We start from the raw sequence: 17,073 nt of genomic DNA, 5'->3' as shown, positions 1-17,073 counted from the left end.
CGGTACTCACTACCGGACCCAAGCGAATCATCCGTCAGGGGAATACCGCTACCCAACGTTTTGCGGGGACCCGGTTGGCTGAATGGCTGCCCTGCCTTTGCGGTCAGCAACCCTCATTGGAAGGAACTCCGGCTCCCACCGACGTCTCGACGACCAGCATCGAGTCCACCACAGCGGCGGTGTGTTCAGACTGCCCGTTTCCCACATCGAAATACAGCGTGCCGGGGGATCCCGCGACCGAATAACGATCCCGACCGGACCCCGTCGAATACGGTTCAAGACCTGGATAAGCGAGCTCCAGCGACTCGAACGAGCTTCCCACCGTGATGCCAGCGGACGTCTTGATTCGCGGTGACAACGCCTGGATCGCCTGTACCCCCACATCCTCCGCCCAGCCCACCGAAAAGGCCCTCATCGTATTGCCGGGAGACGTATCGCTGAGAGGCCGGTCGGGGTATGCCGCATTCCAGCGCACGAAGCCGGGAACACCGCAGGCATCGTCTTCTCGCTCGACTATCGAGACATCGGGATCGTAGGTTCTGGGATCGTCACCCAACCGAAGAGGCCCAAGCCCGTCGAACGAGAGCGTCAGGTCGTCGAGAGTTGGTCGAATCCCAGCAACGGAGGTCGGGGCAGGTGAGGGAGCCGCCGTCGCAGCGGGCGCGAGCGTCGGCGTACTCGTGTCACGCGCGGAGGTTTCAGGCACTGACCCGCATCCCCTGAGTGCAACGATCAGGCCGAACACGGTTATCGTTCCGAATCTTTTCACGACGTAATCTCACCGTATTTCGCTTCGTCGTGAACCCCAAACCCCAGGTTGTTATCGATCCGTAACGGCATGGCAATATCTGTTCCCGCCAGCACCACGCACTCTCCAGAAACCATCGCTGATGCCAGGAGCCACACCCATCACCGACCAACCCCATTCCGCGATACGGCGAGCGGAGTTGGCCCTCCGCACCGTGCGGATCATGTTGCCGGCGCACCTCTGCCGTTCCGGCGCGATAGTAGAGATCGACGAACCGTGTGCGCGGGGATCCGGTCCGATCTTCACAGGACACAACCCCGCGACCGGCCCGGGGGCCTGCTACGCCTCGATAACCACCGGCACGATCATCGGGCGACGGCGGTGCTGCGTGTTTACCCAGCGGCCGACAGTACGGCGAACGACCTGCGCGAAGGCATGGGTGTCGCGGGTTCCGTTCTCCGCGGCATCCGTCAGCGCCTTCAGTACCTGCGGGATGACGGCATTGAAGACCTTCTCGTCTTCGGCGAACCCCCGGGACTGGATCTCCGGGCCGACAATGACCTTGCCGGTCTGGGGGTCGATCGCGACGAAGATGGAAATGAACCCCTCTTCGGCGAGGATGCGGCGATCCTTGAGGTCGGCGTCGGTGATCTCTCCCACGCTCGAGCCGTCGACGTACACATAGCCGAGGTCGAGCTGGCCGACGACGGAAGCAACACCATCACGCAGGTCGATGACGGTGCCGTCCTCGGCGATGATCGTGTTCTTCTCGGGTACCCCGGTCTGGATGGCGAGGTTGGCGTTGGCCACGAGATGCCGGTATTCGCCGTGCACGGGAAGCACATTCTTCGGCTTGAGGATGTTGTAGCAGTAGAGCAGCTCACCCGCGGCCGCGTGCCCCGATACGTGGACCTTGGCGTTGGCCTTATGCACGACGTTCGCACCGAGCTTGGTGAGCCCGTTGATGACGCGATACACAGCGTTCTCATTGCCGGGGATCAGGGAGGAAGCGAGGATGACCGTGTCGCCCTTGCCGACCTCGATCTGGTGCTCCATGTTGGCCATGCGCGCCAGCACAGCCATGGGCTCGCCCTGGCTTCCCGTGGACATGTAGACCAGCCGATTGTCTGGCAGGTCTGCGGCCTTCTTGGCATCCATGAGTACGCCGTCCGGCACCTTCAGGAAGCCGAGGTCCGCCGCGATACCCATGTTGCGCACCATGGAGCGACCCATCAGCACGACCTTGCGATCGTTGGCCGCCGCGGCATCCAGGACCTGCTGCACGCGGTGCACGTGGCTCGAGAAGCTCGCGACGATGACGCGGCGCGGGGCTTTCGCGATGACGGCTTCGAGGACCGGCCCGATGTCGCGCTCGTTCGGGGTGAATCCGGGCACGTCGGCGTTGGTCGAATCGGGCAGGAACAGGTCGACACCCGCCTCGCCGAGACGCGCGAACGCACGGAGGTCGGTGATGCGATCATCGAGCGGGAGCTGATCCATCTTGAAGTCGCCGGTGTGCAGCACGACACCGGCCGGCGTCGTGACAGCGACCGCGAGAGCATCGGGGATGGAATGGTTGACCGCGATGAACTCCAGCTCGAACGGGCCGAGCTTCTCGTGCTGGCCCTCACGCACGGTAAGCGTGTACGGCTTGATCCTGTGCTCCTTGAGCTTCGCCTCGATGAGGGCGAGGGTCAGGGTGCTGCCGATAAGCGGGATGTCCTGGCGCATTCTGAGTAAGTAGGGGACGGCACCGATGTGGTCTTCGTGGCCGTGGGTCAGCACGATGCCGAGCACATCGTCGAGGCGATCCCTGATCGGGCTGAAATCGGGCAAGATCAGATCGACGCCCGGCTGGTTCTCTTCGGGAAACAGCACGCCGCAGTCGATGATCAGCAGCTTGCCGTCGAACTCATAGGTGGTCATGTTGCGACCGATCTCGCCGAGACCACCGATGGGTGTAACCCGCAGAGTGCCCTGGGGAAGTGCTGGAGGAGTGTAGATGGAGACTGGCATCGGAACCTTGCGTGAGAGTGGTGGGGCCTCTAGCCCCTTGGGTAATTCTTCGGCGCTGGGGTTAGCGCGTGGCCCCGGCGACCCTGGGTAACGCCCCACCGGCTGCAGCATTGCGATCGGGCCGGAAGTTGTTGAAATCGAGCCCGGGGATGTCGCGAACGAGGTTGAGGTCGTCCTCGATGATGGCGGCCTCACCGTCTTCCGGGCCGACCAGTGGCAGTCGCACGCGAGGGCTTGAAATGCGCCCGAGGCCGTGCAGGATGTACTTGGCCGCAACCGTGCCGGGAACGTGAGTCATCACCGCACGCACGAGAGGCTCGAGCAGCTTGTGTGCGGCCGTGGCTGTCGCGAGATCGCCGGCGTTGACGGCATCCACGATCTGGCGGTACGGAGTCGCGGCGATGTTGGCAGTGACACCGATCAGGCCGGTTGCACCAATCGCCAGATGAGGCAGCACGTTCGCGTCGTCGCCGGAGAAGTACAGCAGGTCTGTGTTGTTGAGCACACGGCTGACCTCGCTGAAGTCGCCCTTCGCATCTTTGACGGCCCGGATGTTGGGGTGCTTCGCTGCACGGATGATCGTTTCGTACCTGATCGGGATGCCCGAGCGGCCGGGAATGTCGTAGAGGATGACCGGCAGGTCTGTGGCGTCGGCGATCATCCTGAAGTGAGTGAGCACACCGGCCTGGGTGGGCTTGTTGTAGTACGGGGTCACGATCATGACGGCGTCAGCCCCGGCCTTCGCGCTCGACTTGTGCAGCTCGATCGCGTGGGCCGTCTCGTTGGAACCGCCACCCATGACGATCTTCGCGCGCCCGGCTGCGACACTCTTCGCCACCTCGACGAGTCTCAGCTTCTCGGCGTCGGTGAGGGTGGATGTCTCACCCGTCGTTCCCGAGATGACGATGCCGTCAACACCGGCCCTGATCACGTCGTCGATGTGCTGCTCGACGTTGGGCCAGTCGACCTCCCCCTCCGCCGTGAACGGCGTGATGAGAGCGACGAGCACCTGTCCGAACGGGTTGTCTATAGCCACATGTACAGGCTATCGGGTGTCGGTTCGTCGGTAGGTCAGGAAACGGTAGTCGAGCCCTTTGCGTGACAGGTGCCAGCCATCGACCGGATCGGCGGCGACTACCGTCCACTCCGGGGAGAGGGTTGGCGCGACTGTATCGCCCGGGATATCTGCGTCGATCTCCGTCACTTCCAGCCGATCGGCTGACCCCAGCAGCTGGGAGTAGAGCGTCGCGCCACCGGTGATCCAGACCGTGCGGGGATCTCCCACCGTCGCCAGGTCGACAGCACCCTGTGCCGAGTGGACTACCTCAGCGCCGTCGGCCCGCCATTCATGATCACGAGTGATCACGATGTTGCGTCGACCCTCGAGCGGGCGGAACCGTGGAGGAAGCGAATCCCAGGTCTTGCGGCCCATAAGCACCGGGCTGCCGTCGGTGAGTGCCTTGAAGTGCGCGAGATCCTCCGGCACATGCCAGGGCATGGAGCCGTTACTGCCGATGATTCCGCCGCGCGCCTGCGCCCAGATCATGGCCAGTTCCGGCACGTTCGATCCGGTCATACCGCTACAGCGCCGCGAATCGCCGGGTGGTGCTGATAGTTGTCGATGGCGACATCACCGAATTCGTAGTCGAAGATGCTGTCGCGCTGGGTCGTGATCTCCAGCGTCGGCAGCGGGAAAGGATCACGGCTGAGCTGCTCTGTCACCTGGTCGACATGATTGTCGTAGATGTGACAATCCCCGCCGGTCCACACGAAATCGCCGACCTCGAGCCCCACCTGCGCTGCCACGAGATGGGTGAGCAGCGCGTAGCTCGCGATGTTGAACGGTACGCCCAGAAAGAGGTCGGCGCTGCGCTGGTACAACTGGCACGACAGCTTGCCGTCAGCGACGTAGAACTGGAACAGCGCGTGACAGGGCGCCAGGGCCATGTCGGGGATGTCGGCCGGATTCCACGCCGAAACGATGAGCCTGCGGGAATCCGGATTCGACCGGATCGCCTCGATCACGTCGGAGATCTGATCGATCTGCTCGCCGCTGGGGGTGGGCCAGGAGCGCCACTGCACGCCATAGACCGGGCCCAGTTCGCCCGCAGCATCCGCCCACTCGTCCCAGATCGTCACCCCGTTTTCGCGCAGCCAACCCACATTGCTCTCGCCACGCAGGAACCACAACAGCTCGTAGGCGATCGACTTGAAGTGCACGCGCTTGGTGGTGATGAGTGGGAACCCGTCAGCGAGGTTGTAGCGAAGCTGGCGGCCGAACACGCTTCGGGTGCCTGTGCCGGTGCGATCCCCTTTATGCACGCCAGTGGCGAGGGTGTCACGCAGCAGGTCTTCGTACGGGGTAGCGATCGTTGAGTTCATCGCCTCGATGGTACTGCGCCGCACCGGCAGTGCACCGCACCGGCTGCCACCGCGTAACAGTCGGCAACACTCAGGATCAGCACATAGCGCAGGCTTAGCGTTGACATTATGAATCCTCTCCTGATCGCAGCGATCCTTATCGGTCTCGTCACCGTCGCCACAGCTGCAGGTCTCGTATGGCGCAGGGCCCAGGGACGGGTCCGTCACTCCACAAGCGAGACTGTCGTCTCGGCACAGGTGCTCGGCGCAGATCTCTTGGCGTCCGGCGTCACCCTCCTGCAATTCTCCAGCCCGCTCTGCGCTGCCTGCAGGGCGACCCATGTCGTGCTCAGTTCCATCGCCGGTCAACGGAACGGAGTTGACCACGTCGAGATCGACCTCAGCCAGCGACCGGAGCTCGCGTCGCAGTTCCATATCGCGCAGACCCCGACCACGTTCATCCTGGACCGGGACGGGGTGGTTCGGGCACGCATCGGTGGCGCGCTGAAGCGCGAAGCTGTCGTAGCTGAGATCGACGGCATCCTGGTGACAGCATGACGACGAGCCCCGCGACGCTCCGATCCCGGACAGGTTCGACGTCGATCGACCCGCGAAGCCCGCGATTCGGCGCCGGGATCACTGCAGTGCTTCTGCTGGTCGTGATCGCGCTGTCCCTCGCCGCCCCGTCAGTGGGCACCCTGGGGCAGCGTGCTGCCACCCCTGGCTTCATCCTGTTCGTCGCGATCAGTGCCCTATTCGCCTGGGGAGCCGGTGCGGGAGTTCAACGCCACCCCTACGGCGCTCTCTTCCGTGTCCTGGTGAGGCCCCGGCTCGACCCGCCTCGAGAACTCGAAGACGCCGCCGCGCCCACCTTCGCGCAGGGCGTCGGATTCGTGATTACCCTGGCCGGCATCATCCTGCACCTGGCAGGAGTGCCGTTCGCCCTCGTCATCGCAGCGAGTGCGGCTTTCATCGCCGCCTTCCTGAACTCCGTCTTCGCGTTCTGCCTCGGATGCCAGTTCTACGTGCTGATTCTCAGGGTCAGGAACGCAAGGGGTGCCGCCGCCTGACCTGCGCGCATAGTCTGGATGTGACGAAAGGTTCAGCAATGCCCGTAACAAGCGAAGCAACCACCCTGTGGTTTGGCGACCTCATGAGCGGCACGGGGACGACATCCCTCGACTCATCCGACGTTGCCGAATTCCCCGTCAGCTGGGCAGCCCGTTCGGCTGGCGCGTCAGGTAAAACCAATCCAGAAGAACTGCTCGGTGCGGCCCACTCCGCGTGCTTCTCGATGGCGTTCACCAACGGCCTCGCGAGCAACGGCACGCCTGCTGAGAGCCTTCAGGTCACCGCGGCTGTCACATTCGACCCGACCCAGGGAATCACGGGCAGCCACCTCCTGGTCAGCGCGAAAGTTGCGGGGATCAGCGATGCCGACTTCCAGAAGCTGGCGGAAGACGTGAAACAGAACTGCCCAGTGTCACGAGCCCTGAGTGGCATCCCCATCACCCTCGAAGCAAGCCTCGCCTGAGCGGCGCCGACATGCGAATACTCATTGCCGGAGCATCCGGATTCATCGGGACCGAACTCGTACGACAGCTCGAGGTCGATGGTCACACCATCACCAGACTCGTAAGGTCGGCTCCTGAATCGAGCACAGAGTACCTCTGGATGCCCTCGGAGCTGACAGTAGATCCACGAGCCATCGACTCGGCCGATGCCGTCATCAACCTCGCCGGGGCGACAACGGGCCGGATCCCCTGGACGGCGAGCTATAAACGCCAGATCCTTTACTCGCGCGTCAACGGCACGCAGACCATCGCCGAGGCCATCGAGCGCTCACCCACCCCGCCCTCCATCTTTCTCAATGGCTCTGCCGTCGGATATTTCGGTGACCAGCCGGGTGTAGCGCTTACCGAATCATCGCCGAAGGGAGCGGGGTTTCTGAGTGACGTCGTCGAGGCGTGGGAGCAGGCGGCCAGGCTCACCCCCAAGCCGACCAGGGTGGTGATGTTGCGCACCGGTGTGGTCGTCGGCAACGGCGGCGCGTTCACCCCGCTCATCCCCCTCACCAGGCTGGGCCTGGCGACTACCTTCGGCAACGGGGAACAGAATTGGCCCTGGATCTCGCTGCACGATGAGGCGGCCGCAATTCGGCACCTGCTCACCTCTGATCTCGATGGCGTTGTCAACCTCGCCGGACCGACCCCGGCGACATCACGGGAGATTACGGACGGCCTCGCCGACGCGATGCACCGCTGGCACAAGTTGGCAGTGCCGAAATTCGCCCTCGACGTGCTGGGCGATGCGGGTAACGACCTGCTCCTGAACAGTGAGAAGGTCGTTCCGCAGAGGCTGCTCGATGATGGTTTCGAGTTCCGCCACGAGACGGTTCAGGTTGCGCTGCGTGAGCTGGTTGATTCGCTCAGCTGAGGCTCAGGCTGGGCTGGGCTGGGCTGGGCTCAGGCGTCGGCGGATCGGTGGAGTGAGATAGCTCGCCTGGTCGCCCAGCGTGCCCTGCGGCGGTCGCCACTGGCGTCATAGGCCAGCCCGAGCCGTAGCCACGCCCGCCAGGATTCGGGAGCTGCCTCGACTTCGGCCTGGTAAACCGGAAATTCGGCGTCTGCCGCAATCGGATCGGCCCGACCACTCGGCAGCCGCGGGAGGTTGTCAACGGGCAGCCCGCCCTCACTGCGGAGCTTCGCCAGGAGCCGCTCACCCCTGACCACGAACAGGAGGTCAGCCACCAACACCCATCCCCCGATAAACGGGAGCACGATCAACGCGAACCCCATCACCTTCGCGAGTGGCTGGACAGAGGTGATCAGCAGGATCGCGTAGTTGGTGACGAAGACCAGGTAGAGCACCAGCAGCGCCGCCATCACGATGGTCGCGATGCGGGCCTTCATACGCTCGTGCTGCGCGCGGCGCGTCCGGAGTCGAGCCCGAGGTCGATGAGCTTATCGAGACCGACGACAACCCCCCGGGCTGCGCGAGCCGCACGCAGGCCGAGCAGTATCCCCGCCTCATACGCGCTCGGGGCGAGGGTGTCGTGGCTGATGGTGAGCACCTCGCCGTTGCCACCGAAGATCACCTCCTGCTTTGCGACGATCCCCTGCATTCTCAGGCTGTGGATCGGGATGCTCGACACCTGCTGGCCGCGTGCACGCTGGTCTACGTGCGGGGCGACAACCGGCCCGAGTTCCCCCCGAGCCGCTCCCATCAGTTCGGCCGTTCGTACGGCCGTACCCGAGGGCGAATCGATCTTGGAGGCATGGTGGGCCTCGATGATCTCTATCGAGTCGAAGAAACGTGAGGCCATGGCCGCAAAAGAAGTGGCCAGCACCGAACCGATGGAGAAATTCGGGACGATGATCACTCCACGGTCCGGCGTTGCTGCGACCGTGCGCTCCAGCACGGCGATACGCTCGCTCGACCAACCGGACGTGCCCACGAGCACGTTGATCCCATGGGCGACGGCATAGTCGACGACCCCCTGTGAGACGGCCGGGATCGTCACATCCATGACGATATCCGCGCCGAGCATCTCGCTCAGGTCACCCGATCGCCCAATCGTCGCTACCAGTTCGAATTCGTCGGACTCTTCGATGATGCGAGTGGCGAGCCTGCCCATTTTGCCCGTGGCGCCGACGACGGCGACTGTGGTTGTCATCGTCACAATCTACCAAGCTGGCCCAGAGGGCGATCGACGACGGAAGGTTCTACGCTCGAAACCATGCACACCTTCGTCGACACAGCGGTTTCGGATGCCACCGCACACAACCTGCTCGCCGAATACTTCGCGTACCGGGTGCTCAGCTTCCCACAGGCCGATGGCTACGTGACCACCTTCCCTGCGCCGGACGACTTCACACCACCTCACGGCGCGTTCCTGGTCGTGGAACGGGATGGCACGCCGGTCGGTTGCGGGGGCATCCGCTCGCTGGGCCAGGGGCGATTCGAGGTCAAGCACCTCTGGCTTCAGCCGCTGGCCCAGGGCCAGGGTCGCGGGCGGGCACTGCTGGTCGAGCTCGAACGACGGGCCATCGGGCTGGGCGCAACCGAACTTGTGCTCGACACGAATTCGAGCCTCGCGGCCGCCGGTGGCCTCTACCGATCGAGTGGGTTCGCCGATATCGAGCCGTACAACGACAATCCCAATGCCACAAACTGGTACTCGAAGTCGTTGTCGACCTAGAAGGACTGCAGGTCGGGCATGCCGGTGCGGAGTTCCACCGGAAGGTGACCGAGATCGTTGTGCGTGACGAGAACCGGCGGCTTCGCACTTCGGACCCGGATGATCGTCAGCCCGCAATTGGCCTGGTTGATGCCGAGCCAGCGCCAGGTTGGGGCACCGAAGACCTCACGCACGAACCAGGCAATGACGAAATTGTGAGTGATCAGCAGGTCGTGCTGGTCGTCGCGGGCCGGGGCCAGGAACTCGGAAACCGCGTCTGACATCTGGGCCTCGCCTGCCTCGATCTCTGCCGGTGTGACGGACCGGAAGAACGACTCGAACGAGTGCGGCATGTCGTTGGTGGGTCCGGAAGGGATGCAATCCATGAGCAGTGCGCTCGGCTGGGACTCGAGGGCCGGCATCCTCTCCGTCATGATCTTCGCGGTCTCCTCCGCGCGTTGCAGAGGCGAGTGCCACGCGCGGGTGAAGGGCACACCGCCGAGTCGCTCGGCGATCGCTCGAGCCTGGCGAGTGCCTTTGCCGGAAAGCGGACCGTCCGGCAATCCGTGCTCGGCATCCTGCTGCTCGCCGTGGCGAACGAGGTAGATGTAATGGGCCATGAGTGATACCTGGTTTCCTACGTGCTGGCGGTGAACTGTAAGGCGCGAACTCCCGATAGGGCCTCGTCATCCAGCGTGCCGACCGCGGCAACCGACATGGGCCGCGCCGCCAGCTCTGCCGCGAGCTGCTGCACGGCGCCAGCGGTCACCAGGGACAGCCGCCTGAGCGACTCGTCCAGGTCGACGAATTCACCGAGCGTGAGCTCGCTGCGGCCCAGTCGCGACATCCGGGTATCTGAATCTTCGAGGGCCAGAGCGGATGCCCCGCTCAACTGGCCGATAGCGCGGCCCATCTCGTCGCTGGTGACCCCATCCTCAGCGAGGCGCTCGAACTCCGTGACCATCAGCTCGGCGACCTGGGGAGCCTTCGCGGGCGAGCATCCGGCATAAATGCCGTAGAGCCCGGCGTCCGAGTAGCTCGGGGCGAAGGAGTAGACCGAATATGCCAGTCCGCGCTTCTCCCGGATCTCCTGGAAAAGCCGACTCGACATCCCGCCGCCAAAGATCGCGTTCATCACCGAGAGGGTCGCGCGACGTTCGTCGGCGGCAGCCAACCCGGCGACGCCGAGGAGGATGTTGGCCTGTTCGATCGGTCGCTTGACCACCACGAGCGGGCTACCGCGCTCGATCAACTCGTGAGCGGAGGTGCGCCGTGGAACCGGCGCGGCCTCCGCAGAGAGATCCCAGTCCGCTCGTTCGAGGGCAGTCACGACCCGTGAGACGAGTTGGTCGTGATCGACGGCGCCCGCAACGGTGATCACCAAATCCTGCGCACGGTAGTTTGCGCGGTAATGCTTCCACACGGCCTCGCGCGAAACGGCGCCGATCGTCGCGGGACTGCCGCCAATCGGCCGTCCGAGGGGATGATCGCCCAGTACGGCCTCGAAGAACCGCTCGCTCGCGACGTCCGACGGATCGTCGTCTGCCATGGCGAGCTCTTCGAGGATGACGCCGCGTTCGGTCTCGAATTCCTGCGAGTCGATCACCGACGATGTGAACATGTCGGCCAGCACGTCGATGGCCATATCGAGGTCGCGATCCTGCACCTTGGCGTAGTAGCAGGTGTATTCCTTCGCCGTCATCGCATTGTGCTCGCCACCGACCGAATCGAACGCGACGGCGATATCGAGCGCGGTGCGAGTGGGAGTTCCCTTGAACAGCAGGTGTTCCAGGAAGTGGGTCGAACCGTAGGTCTCCGGCAGCTCGTCTCGTGACCCGACGGCCACCCAGTATCCGATGGTGGAACTGCGTGAGCCCGGTACCGATTCGCTCAGGATCCGCACGCCGCTGGGAAGCACAGTGCGACGCACGAGTGCCTCGCCTGATGCGGTGAAAGAAAGTTGAGCAAGGTCGAGCGGAAGAGACACAGCACCGTTAATCACCGTCCGAGCCTACGTCATGGGGCCCTACATCTGTCTTGACCTCAGCTTTGCGTGTTGGCCCGTCAATTGGGGCCATAAAAAGCGGACAAACAGACTGGTCTGTCTGTCCTCATTCTGCTACGGTATATCGCAGGCACCCGAAGCCTGCGCACGACCGCTACCCCGACAGCGGTCGTGCATTATCGTCGCTATGCCCGTAGCGACGATGACATGGCCGAAAGGTCATTTCACTAAGGAGTCGCGCTGTGACGGTTTTAGACGCCATCAACATTGTTGATCTGGTTCGACCTGCACAGCGCGCTCCGGCGAAAAACCGCATCCTGGAGACGGTCAACGTGCTCTTCTACGAGGACGGCATCCGGAATGTCGGTGTCGACCGCATCATCAGTGCTTCGTCGGTGACGAAGGCCACCTTCTACAAGCACTACCGGGCCAAAGACAACCTGATCGTTGAGTACATCACCCATCGCCACGCACATGAGCGTGCTGCGATGGAGGCCCTCATCGCTGCTGCACCGAGCCCCGAACGTGCCCTGCGCGACTTCATCGCGTCGGTCATCGCCGAGATCGACAGTCCAGGATTCCGCGGCTGCCCGTTCATCAACGCAGCCGCAGAGTTCCCCCAGGCAGACCATCCTGTGCGGAAGATTGTGACCGCTCATCGCGAGTGGCACATCGACACCCTTGCCGAGCTGCTGCGTGGGATGGGTCATCCAGTGCCGGGAGACGCAGCCGACGAACTGTTGCTGACAAAGGATGGCGCGTTCGCCGGCGGATACGCCGGTGACTCGATCGCGGCATCCGCTGCCCTCCACCGCATTGCGAACCGTGTGCTTGCAGAGTCAAAGAGCGCATAGGCAAGCACGCCGCAGAGCGCGATCGCTCTGGCTCTAGCTCGACATCCTGTCCAGTTCACTCACCTGCTGCCGCGACAGCTGCAGCCTCGTCGCCGCCGCGAAATCATCGACCTGCTCTGGACGTGAGGCTGAGACCACAGGCGCGACGACGTTCGGCTTGACCAGCAGCCATGCTAAAGCCACCGATGCGACGCTCGAGTCGTGTGCTTTGGCCACCGAATCGAGGGTCGACAGGATCCTGAGACCACGGCGGCTGAGATATCTTGCCACCTCTGCCCCACGCCGGTTCGTCGACAAGTCTGATTTCTGGCGGTACTTGCCCGTAAGGAATCCGCTGGCCAGTGCGAATCTCGGCATCACGCCAAGCCTCTGTTGTGCCGCAACCAGGGCCAGGTCGCCTTCGTACTCGCTGCGGTGCATGAGGTTGTAGTGGTTTTGCAGCGCGACCATCGGCGCTACGCCGACCATAGCCGAGGCAATTCTCGCTTCGATCAACCGGTTTCCGGTGTGGTCGGATCCCCCAAAGAATCTCACCTTCCCCGCGCGGATCAGCTCGTCGACGGCGAGAAGGGTTTCTTCGAAGTCGACCTCTGTATCGTCGATGTGCAGGTATAGGAGATCGATGTGCTGCACGCCGAGCCTGTCGAGAGACGCATTGACCGCTCTCGTCAACACTCGAGCCCTCAGCCCCGGGTTCTCAGCGTTCTTGCCTACCTTCGTGGCCACGATCATGCTGGAGCGGTTACGCCGCGACTTCATCCAGTTGCCGATCATCGTCTCGCTTCGACCCGCGGCGTACGAGTCTGCGGTGTCGATGAAGTTACCGCCGTGGGCGGCATACGCATCGAGAATCCTGTTCGTCGTCGCGTCGTCGCCCGTCCAGCCGAAGACGTTACCGCTCATCGCGATCGGATACACCCGAAGGTCGGATGCTCCGATGGTACGGAATCGAGCCGCGCCCCTGGTGGTGTCGATGCTGCCGGTGGGCGCGGTGTCGATGGACACGGTTTCGGAGGATGCAGTGGATGCGGTGCCAGCCACAGCCATGCCCGGATTCGCCGCGGCGCTCTCACTCGACTCGCCTGCAGGAGTATCGCTCCGCGCGACATCTGCTTTCGTTTGGCTGAACTGTCTTATCCCGAGCCGGGCCACTCGTCCTCCCGAACGTCCTTCTCACTGTATTCCCGGCCGAGGGTGCGCGAAATATCGCGAGCTAAATCGTTATTCGTCCGTGGCGAATTCGGGTTGCAAAAGGGCCCACCCCCGAAGGGATGGGCCCTAGTGTCTTACGCGAGCGCCTGGCGAGAGGCCCCGCGCAGATCTATTCCGCTGCTATCCCTCGGCGGGAGCTTCCGGACCCGCTGACGAGGCAGCTGAGCTGTCGGTGTCAGCGGGCTCTGCGACTACAGAATCGCCAGCATCGTCGACGGGAGCAAGCGAAAGCTTTCCGCGGTCATCGATCTTCGTGATCTCGACCTGGATCTTCTGGCCGACGGCGAGGACATCTTCGACGTTCTCGACACGCTTGCCACCGGCGAGCTTGCGAACCTCGCTGATGTGCAGCAGGCCATCCTTGCCGGGCGTGAGCGAAACGAACGCACCAAACGTCGCGAGCTTGACGACGGTTCCGAGGAACCTCTCGCCGACCTCGGGGTTCAGTGGGTTCGCGATCGCGTTGACCGCGGCACGAGCGGCCTCGGCCGACGGACCGTCCACGGCACCGATGTAGACGGTTCCGTTGTCTTCGATCGAGATGTCCGCTCCGGTGTCATCCTGGATCTGGTTGATCGTCTTGCCCTTCGGGCCGATCAGCTCACCGATCTTGTCAACCGGGATCTGGACGCTGATGACGCGAGGCGCGGTGGGCGCCATCTCGTCCGGTGCATCGATCGCAGCGTTGATGACGGCGAGGATCGCGGTGCGAGCCTCCTTCGCCTGCTTGAGCGCGCCATCCAGAACAGAGGACGGCAGGCCAGCGAGCTTCGTGTCGAGCTGGATCGCGGTAACGAACTCCGAGGTACCTGCAACCTTGAAGTCCATGTCGCCGAGCGCGTCTTCAGCACCGAGGATGTCGGTCAGTGCCGCATAGCGGACCTGACCATCGACGTCGTCGGAGATGAGGCCCATGGCGATACCGGCGACGGGTGCGCGCAGCGGCACACCAGCGTTCAGCAGCGACAGGGTCGATGCGCAGACAGAACCCATCGAGGTGGATCCGTTGGAACCGAGAGCCTCGGACACCTGGCGGATTGCATAGGGGAAGTCTTCACGCGACGGAAGCACGGGAACGAGTGCGCGCTCGGCGAGGAAGCCGTGCCCGATCTCGCGACGCTTCGGCGAACCGACACGACCGGTCTCACCGGTCGAGTAGGGCGGGAAGTTGTAGTGGTGGAGGTAACGCTTCTTCGTGACGGGGTTCAGCGAGTCGATCTGCTGCTCCATCTTGAGCATGTTCAGCGTGGTGACACCCAGGATCTGGGTCTCACCGCGCTGGAAGATCGCCGAACCGTGAACGCGCGGGATGACCTGCACCTCGGCGTCGAGCGCACGAATGTCGGTCAGTCCACGGCCATCGATGCGGATGCCCTCGGTGAGCACGCGGTTACGCATGACCTTCTTCGAGACACTCTTGTACGCCGCTGACACCTCGGCGTTGGCGGATGCCGGCAGCCTCTCGGCGTCAACCTCGGACGCGATGTGACCCTTGACGCGATCCTTCAGCTGGTCGTCAGCGTTCTGGCGCTCGATCTTGTCTGCGATCTGGTAAACGCCCTTGAGGTCTTCCCAGGCGAGACCGGCAACGGAATCGTAGGTGGATTGCTGGTACGGCGGGAACAGCGGGAAGTCCTTGATGGGCTTGGCCGCGGTCGATGCGAGCTGCTGCTGCGCCTTGATGAGCTGCGTGAGGAACGGCTTGGATGCCTCGAGGCCCTGGGCGACGACGGCCTCATCCGGCTTCGTTGCACCAGCCTTGATGAGCTCCCAGCTACCTTCGGTCGCTTCGGCTTCCACCATCATGATGGCGATGTCTTCGTTGCCGTTCTCGTCGGTGACGAGGCGGCCGGCAACAGTCAGGTCGAAGACGGCGTCAGCGAGCTGGCTGTGCTTCGGGAATGCGACCCACTGGTTGTCCCCACCGGGAGCCGAGATGAGGGCTAGACGAATGCCACCGACTGGTCCGTAGAACGGAAGGCCGGAGATCTGCGTGCTCAGCGACGCTGCGTTGATGGCCAGCGCGTCGTAGAACTCGTCCGGAGCAATCGACAACACGGTGATGACGATCTGGACCTCATTGCGCAGGCCTTCGACGAAGGTCGGTCGCAGTGGGCGGTCGATCAGACGGCAGACCAGGATGGCTTCCGTCGATGGGCGACCCTCGCGACGGAAGAAGCTGCCGGGGATCTTGCCAGCGGCGTATGAACGTTCTTCAACGTCGACCGTGAGCGGGAAGAAGTCGAACCCTTCGCGCGGGTGCTTTCCTGCGCTCGTGGCTGACAGGATCATGGTGTCTTCGTCGAGGTACGCAGCGACGGCACCCTGTGCCTGCTGGGCGAGTCGCCCGGTTTCGAATCGAACAGTGCGTGTGCCGAATTTACCGTTATCGAGAACGGCTTCGGCTGAAGTGATTTCTGGACCCTCCAAGGGGGGCTTCTCCTTTGTTTAATGTCGCGGGCCCGTGTGACCGGCGACTCATCGGCGTTTATTGGAACGCAAGAGCGGGAGCGGGCAGAAAGGGGCGCCGTGACATGTCTGAAAGACGCTTTGGCAATGCACCCAAGGGTGGGCGCTGCTCTGGCCAGCAGTAGAAAGTCACTGGCAGATTCGAGACTCGAATCTCATCCAGTAATTCACCACCGTTGACCAGCTTCTTGCCAGCCTGCTCCGGTTGCCATGCTACGGAGTTCCGCACATAACAGCCTCCATGGTACCAGTAGCGGCGTGTCGGGGGCCATAGGCGTCTAGTGTGCGACGCCAGTTCGGGATTCATCTGGCCGGTATGACCCGAACGGGTCGTCTGGCAGGGGCGGACATTTCCCGTTCAGGAACGCCCACTGTTGCGGTGATTGGGCTACGAGTTCGCCATCGGCCCTCGAGTACGGGCTCCACGATGACCCCTCCCTCACCAGGCGAAGGTACTGGCCGCGAGCAGGCGGCGGTGACACATCGAACCCCAGCGCCGCGACGCAGGGGCGCAGCCGCGCCGTGAAGTCGTCGTACATGAACATCACCTGCGCATCACTCAGGAATCCGACGATACGCGGGTCGACGGGGTATTGGCGAAGGCAGGTCCACTGCGCCAGCGAGACCGCCGTCGCGTCGAGATTGCCAGGGTCATCGATGGTGAAGCCGCCGCTGATCTCCCTCGCTTGTAGACCTGCCGCCTGGAGGCAGCTGGTCTGCACCGTCGACCAGGTGTCCGGGGTGGTGAACGCCACTGTGGCGACGTCAAGCTCATCGGCAATCCCGTCGGCACTTCCGTCGGCACGGGCGCTGCTGGCCAGGATGTTCTGCCAATACGGTTCGAGCTGGCTCGCGACATACGCGTCGACCTCGGCATCTGTGGCGTCGGGTGGAACGGCAACGGCGGTCGTGCATCCTGCCAATAAAACGGCAGCGAGCGCTCCGGATGCCACCACTACTGCAACGCCGCGGATGCTTTCACGCATACCTCAGTGTCGCACTCGAGTGGCCGCCCAGCACGTCACCGTCGCTACCGCCCTACTTCCTGCCCTCATGCCCCCTGCCCTCCTGCCCCCCGAAGGGGGCACAAACCGCAAAGAGGTCCGTGGCGAAGTCCTAGTACAGAGGAACACAGTGGCAGGCTACGGTGCCTGGCACGACTGGGGAATTCTCGCGGCGGCATAATCGGGTCCGCCTTTCGAGAGAGACCGGCGGGGGCCGGTCGATC

The 17,073-nt window shown here is 63.5% G+C and carries 17 protein-coding genes and 1 pseudogene; 6 read left to right on the top strand and 12 right to left on the bottom strand.

Annotation, left to right across the window (positions count from 1 at the left end):
• Nucleotides 1-103: 103 nt before the first annotated feature.
• From IEW81_RS11575 to IEW81_RS11555, 5 genes are all read right to left on the bottom strand, one after another.
• Complete coding sequence (locus IEW81_RS11575) at nt 104-769, bottom strand: hypothetical protein (protein WP_179691876.1); 666 nt, start codon at nt 767-769, stop codon at nt 104-106.
• Nucleotides 770-1,087: 318 nt separating this feature from the next.
• Nucleotides 1,088-2,764 carry a ribonuclease J gene (locus tag IEW81_RS11570; RefSeq protein WP_097061192.1) on the bottom strand — a complete coding sequence of 559 codons (1,677 nt, stop codon included), beginning with the start codon at nt 2,762-2,764 and terminating at the stop codon, nt 1,088-1,090.
• A gap of 61 nt (nt 2,765-2,825) precedes the next feature.
• Entirely contained in the window at nt 2,826-3,800 is a 975-nt protein-coding gene (dapA, locus tag IEW81_RS11565) for a 4-hydroxy-tetrahydrodipicolinate synthase (protein ID WP_097061193.1), read from the bottom strand.
• A 9-nt stretch (nt 3,801-3,809) separates the two neighbouring features.
• The gene (locus IEW81_RS11560; protein ID WP_097061194.1) at nt 3,810-4,340 is read right to left on the bottom strand and encodes a dihydrofolate reductase; all 531 of its coding nucleotides are present in this window, start codon (nt 4,338-4,340) and stop codon (nt 3,810-3,812) included.
• The gene (locus IEW81_RS11555) at nt 4,337-5,146 is read right to left on the bottom strand and encodes a thymidylate synthase (protein ID WP_097061195.1); all 810 of its coding nucleotides are present in this window, start codon (nt 5,144-5,146) and stop codon (nt 4,337-4,339) included. Before IEW81_RS11555 ends, IEW81_RS11560 begins: the two co-directional genes overlap by 4 nt.
• Nucleotides 5,147-5,254: 108 nt before the next feature.
• On the opposite strand from IEW81_RS11555, the gene IEW81_RS11550 reads away from it, so the two are divergent.
• From IEW81_RS11550 to IEW81_RS11535, 4 genes are read left to right on the top strand one after another with little or no spacing between them, the layout of a single operon-like run.
• Nucleotides 5,255-5,683 carry a TlpA family protein disulfide reductase gene (locus IEW81_RS11550; protein ID WP_097061196.1) on the top strand — a complete coding sequence of 143 codons (429 nt, stop codon included), beginning with the start codon at nt 5,255-5,257 and terminating at the stop codon, nt 5,681-5,683.
• Nucleotides 5,680-6,195, top strand: coding sequence for a DUF4395 domain-containing protein (locus IEW81_RS11545; RefSeq protein ID WP_097061197.1), 516 nt, complete (start codon nt 5,680-5,682; stop codon nt 6,193-6,195). The genes IEW81_RS11550 and IEW81_RS11545 overlap by 4 nt, the downstream gene beginning before the upstream one ends.
• Nucleotides 6,196-6,233: 38 nt before the next feature.
• A complete protein-coding gene (locus IEW81_RS11540) occupies nt 6,234-6,659 on the top strand; it encodes an OsmC family peroxiredoxin (RefSeq protein WP_097061198.1) in 426 nt (141 codons plus the stop codon).
• 11 nt (nt 6,660-6,670) lie between these two features.
• The gene (locus IEW81_RS11535) at nt 6,671-7,561 is read left to right on the top strand and encodes a TIGR01777 family oxidoreductase (RefSeq protein ID WP_097061199.1); all 891 of its coding nucleotides are present in this window, start codon (nt 6,671-6,673) and stop codon (nt 7,559-7,561) included.
• Nucleotides 7,562-7,590: 29 nt separating this feature from the next.
• Here IEW81_RS11535 and IEW81_RS11530 read toward each other — a convergent pair whose 3' ends face one another.
• Nucleotides 7,591-8,037: a hypothetical protein gene (locus IEW81_RS11530; RefSeq protein ID WP_097061200.1), complete on the bottom strand. Its 447-nt coding sequence runs from the start codon at nt 8,035-8,037 to the stop codon at nt 7,591-7,593.
• Nucleotides 7,994-8,801 (bottom strand): annotated as a pseudogene (gene dapB / locus IEW81_RS11525) (4-hydroxy-tetrahydrodipicolinate reductase); the annotation flags it as partial. The gene IEW81_RS11530 and the pseudogene dapB, both read right to left, overlap by 44 nt.
• Before the next feature lie 63 nt (nt 8,802-8,864).
• Between dapB and IEW81_RS11520 the strand changes: the two are divergent.
• Nucleotides 8,865-9,326, top strand: a complete 462-nt coding sequence (locus IEW81_RS11520; RefSeq protein WP_097061202.1) for a GNAT family N-acetyltransferase — start codon at nt 8,865-8,867, stop codon at nt 9,324-9,326.
• On the opposite strand, the gene IEW81_RS11515 is transcribed toward IEW81_RS11520, so the two are convergent.
• Together IEW81_RS11515 and IEW81_RS11510 are read right to left on the bottom strand one after the other, a co-directional pair.
• Nucleotides 9,323-9,925 (bottom strand): histidine phosphatase family protein, encoded by a 603-nt coding sequence (locus IEW81_RS11515; RefSeq protein WP_097061203.1) that lies wholly within the window; start codon nt 9,923-9,925, stop codon nt 9,323-9,325. The two genes, IEW81_RS11520 and IEW81_RS11515, sit on opposite strands and share 4 nt — an antisense overlap.
• Nucleotides 9,926-9,942: 17 nt before the next feature.
• The gene (locus tag IEW81_RS11510) at nt 9,943-11,304 is read right to left on the bottom strand and encodes a M16 family metallopeptidase (RefSeq protein ID WP_097061472.1); all 1,362 of its coding nucleotides are present in this window, start codon (nt 11,302-11,304) and stop codon (nt 9,943-9,945) included.
• Between the two features lie 248 nt (nt 11,305-11,552).
• Here IEW81_RS11510 and IEW81_RS11505 point away from each other — a divergent pair, with 248 nt between their 5' ends.
• Complete coding sequence (locus IEW81_RS11505) at nt 11,553-12,164, top strand: TetR/AcrR family transcriptional regulator (RefSeq protein ID WP_229671376.1); 612 nt, start codon at nt 11,553-11,555, stop codon at nt 12,162-12,164.
• A 33-nt stretch (nt 12,165-12,197) separates the two neighbouring features.
• Here IEW81_RS11505 and IEW81_RS11500 read toward each other — a convergent pair whose 3' ends face one another.
• From IEW81_RS11500 to IEW81_RS11490, 3 genes are all read right to left on the bottom strand, one after another.
• A complete protein-coding gene (locus IEW81_RS11500; RefSeq protein ID WP_229671375.1) occupies nt 12,198-13,169 on the bottom strand; it encodes an aldo/keto reductase in 972 nt (323 codons plus the stop codon).
• Between the two features lie 327 nt (nt 13,170-13,496).
• Nucleotides 13,497-15,806: a polyribonucleotide nucleotidyltransferase gene (locus tag IEW81_RS11495; protein ID WP_097061205.1), complete on the bottom strand. Its 2,310-nt coding sequence runs from the start codon at nt 15,804-15,806 to the stop codon at nt 13,497-13,499.
• Nucleotides 15,807-16,123: 317 nt separating this feature from the next.
• Nucleotides 16,124-16,831: a hypothetical protein gene (locus tag IEW81_RS11490; RefSeq protein ID WP_143544702.1), complete on the bottom strand. Its 708-nt coding sequence runs from the start codon at nt 16,829-16,831 to the stop codon at nt 16,124-16,126.
• Nucleotides 16,832-17,073 lie beyond the last annotated feature (242 nt).

Source organism: Salinibacterium xinjiangense, assembly GCF_014645015.1.
Classification (GTDB): Bacteria; Actinomycetota; Actinomycetes; order Actinomycetales; family Microbacteriaceae; genus Rhodoglobus; species Rhodoglobus xinjiangensis.
Note: the sequence above shows the minus strand (reverse complement) of the source record. Positions and strands in the feature narration are given on the sequence as shown.

What these genes read in the sequence shown, in the direction of transcription:
- IEW81_RS11530 (WP_097061200.1), bottom strand. Translation starts at nt 8,037, where the DNA reads ATGAAGGCCCGCATCGCGACCATCGTGATGGCGGCGCTGCTGGTGCTC.
- IEW81_RS11490 (WP_143544702.1), bottom strand. Translation starts at nt 16,831, where the DNA reads ATGCGTGAAAGCATCCGCGGCGTTGCAGTAGTGGTGGCATCCGGAGCG.
- IEW81_RS11545 (WP_097061197.1), top strand. Translation starts at nt 5,680, where the DNA reads ATGACGACGAGCCCCGCGACGCTCCGATCCCGGACAGGTTCGACGTCG.
- IEW81_RS11515 (WP_097061203.1), bottom strand. Translation starts at nt 9,925, where the DNA reads ATGGCCCATTACATCTACCTCGTTCGCCACGGCGAGCAGCAGGATGCC.
- IEW81_RS11540 (WP_097061198.1), top strand. Translation starts at nt 6,234, where the DNA reads ATGCCCGTAACAAGCGAAGCAACCACCCTGTGGTTTGGCGACCTCATG.
- IEW81_RS11535 (WP_097061199.1), top strand. Translation starts at nt 6,671, where the DNA reads ATGCGAATACTCATTGCCGGAGCATCCGGATTCATCGGGACCGAACTC.
- IEW81_RS11560 (WP_097061194.1), bottom strand. Translation starts at nt 4,340, where the DNA reads ATGACCGGATCGAACGTGCCGGAACTGGCCATGATCTGGGCGCAGGCG.
- IEW81_RS11555 (WP_097061195.1), bottom strand. Translation starts at nt 5,146, where the DNA reads ATGAACTCAACGATCGCTACCCCGTACGAAGACCTGCTGCGTGACACC.
- IEW81_RS11520 (WP_097061202.1), top strand. Translation starts at nt 8,865, where the DNA reads ATGCACACCTTCGTCGACACAGCGGTTTCGGATGCCACCGCACACAAC.
- IEW81_RS11550 (WP_097061196.1), top strand. Translation starts at nt 5,255, where the DNA reads ATGAATCCTCTCCTGATCGCAGCGATCCTTATCGGTCTCGTCACCGTC.
- IEW81_RS11570 (WP_097061192.1), bottom strand. Translation starts at nt 2,764, where the DNA reads ATGCCAGTCTCCATCTACACTCCTCCAGCACTTCCCCAGGGCACTCTG.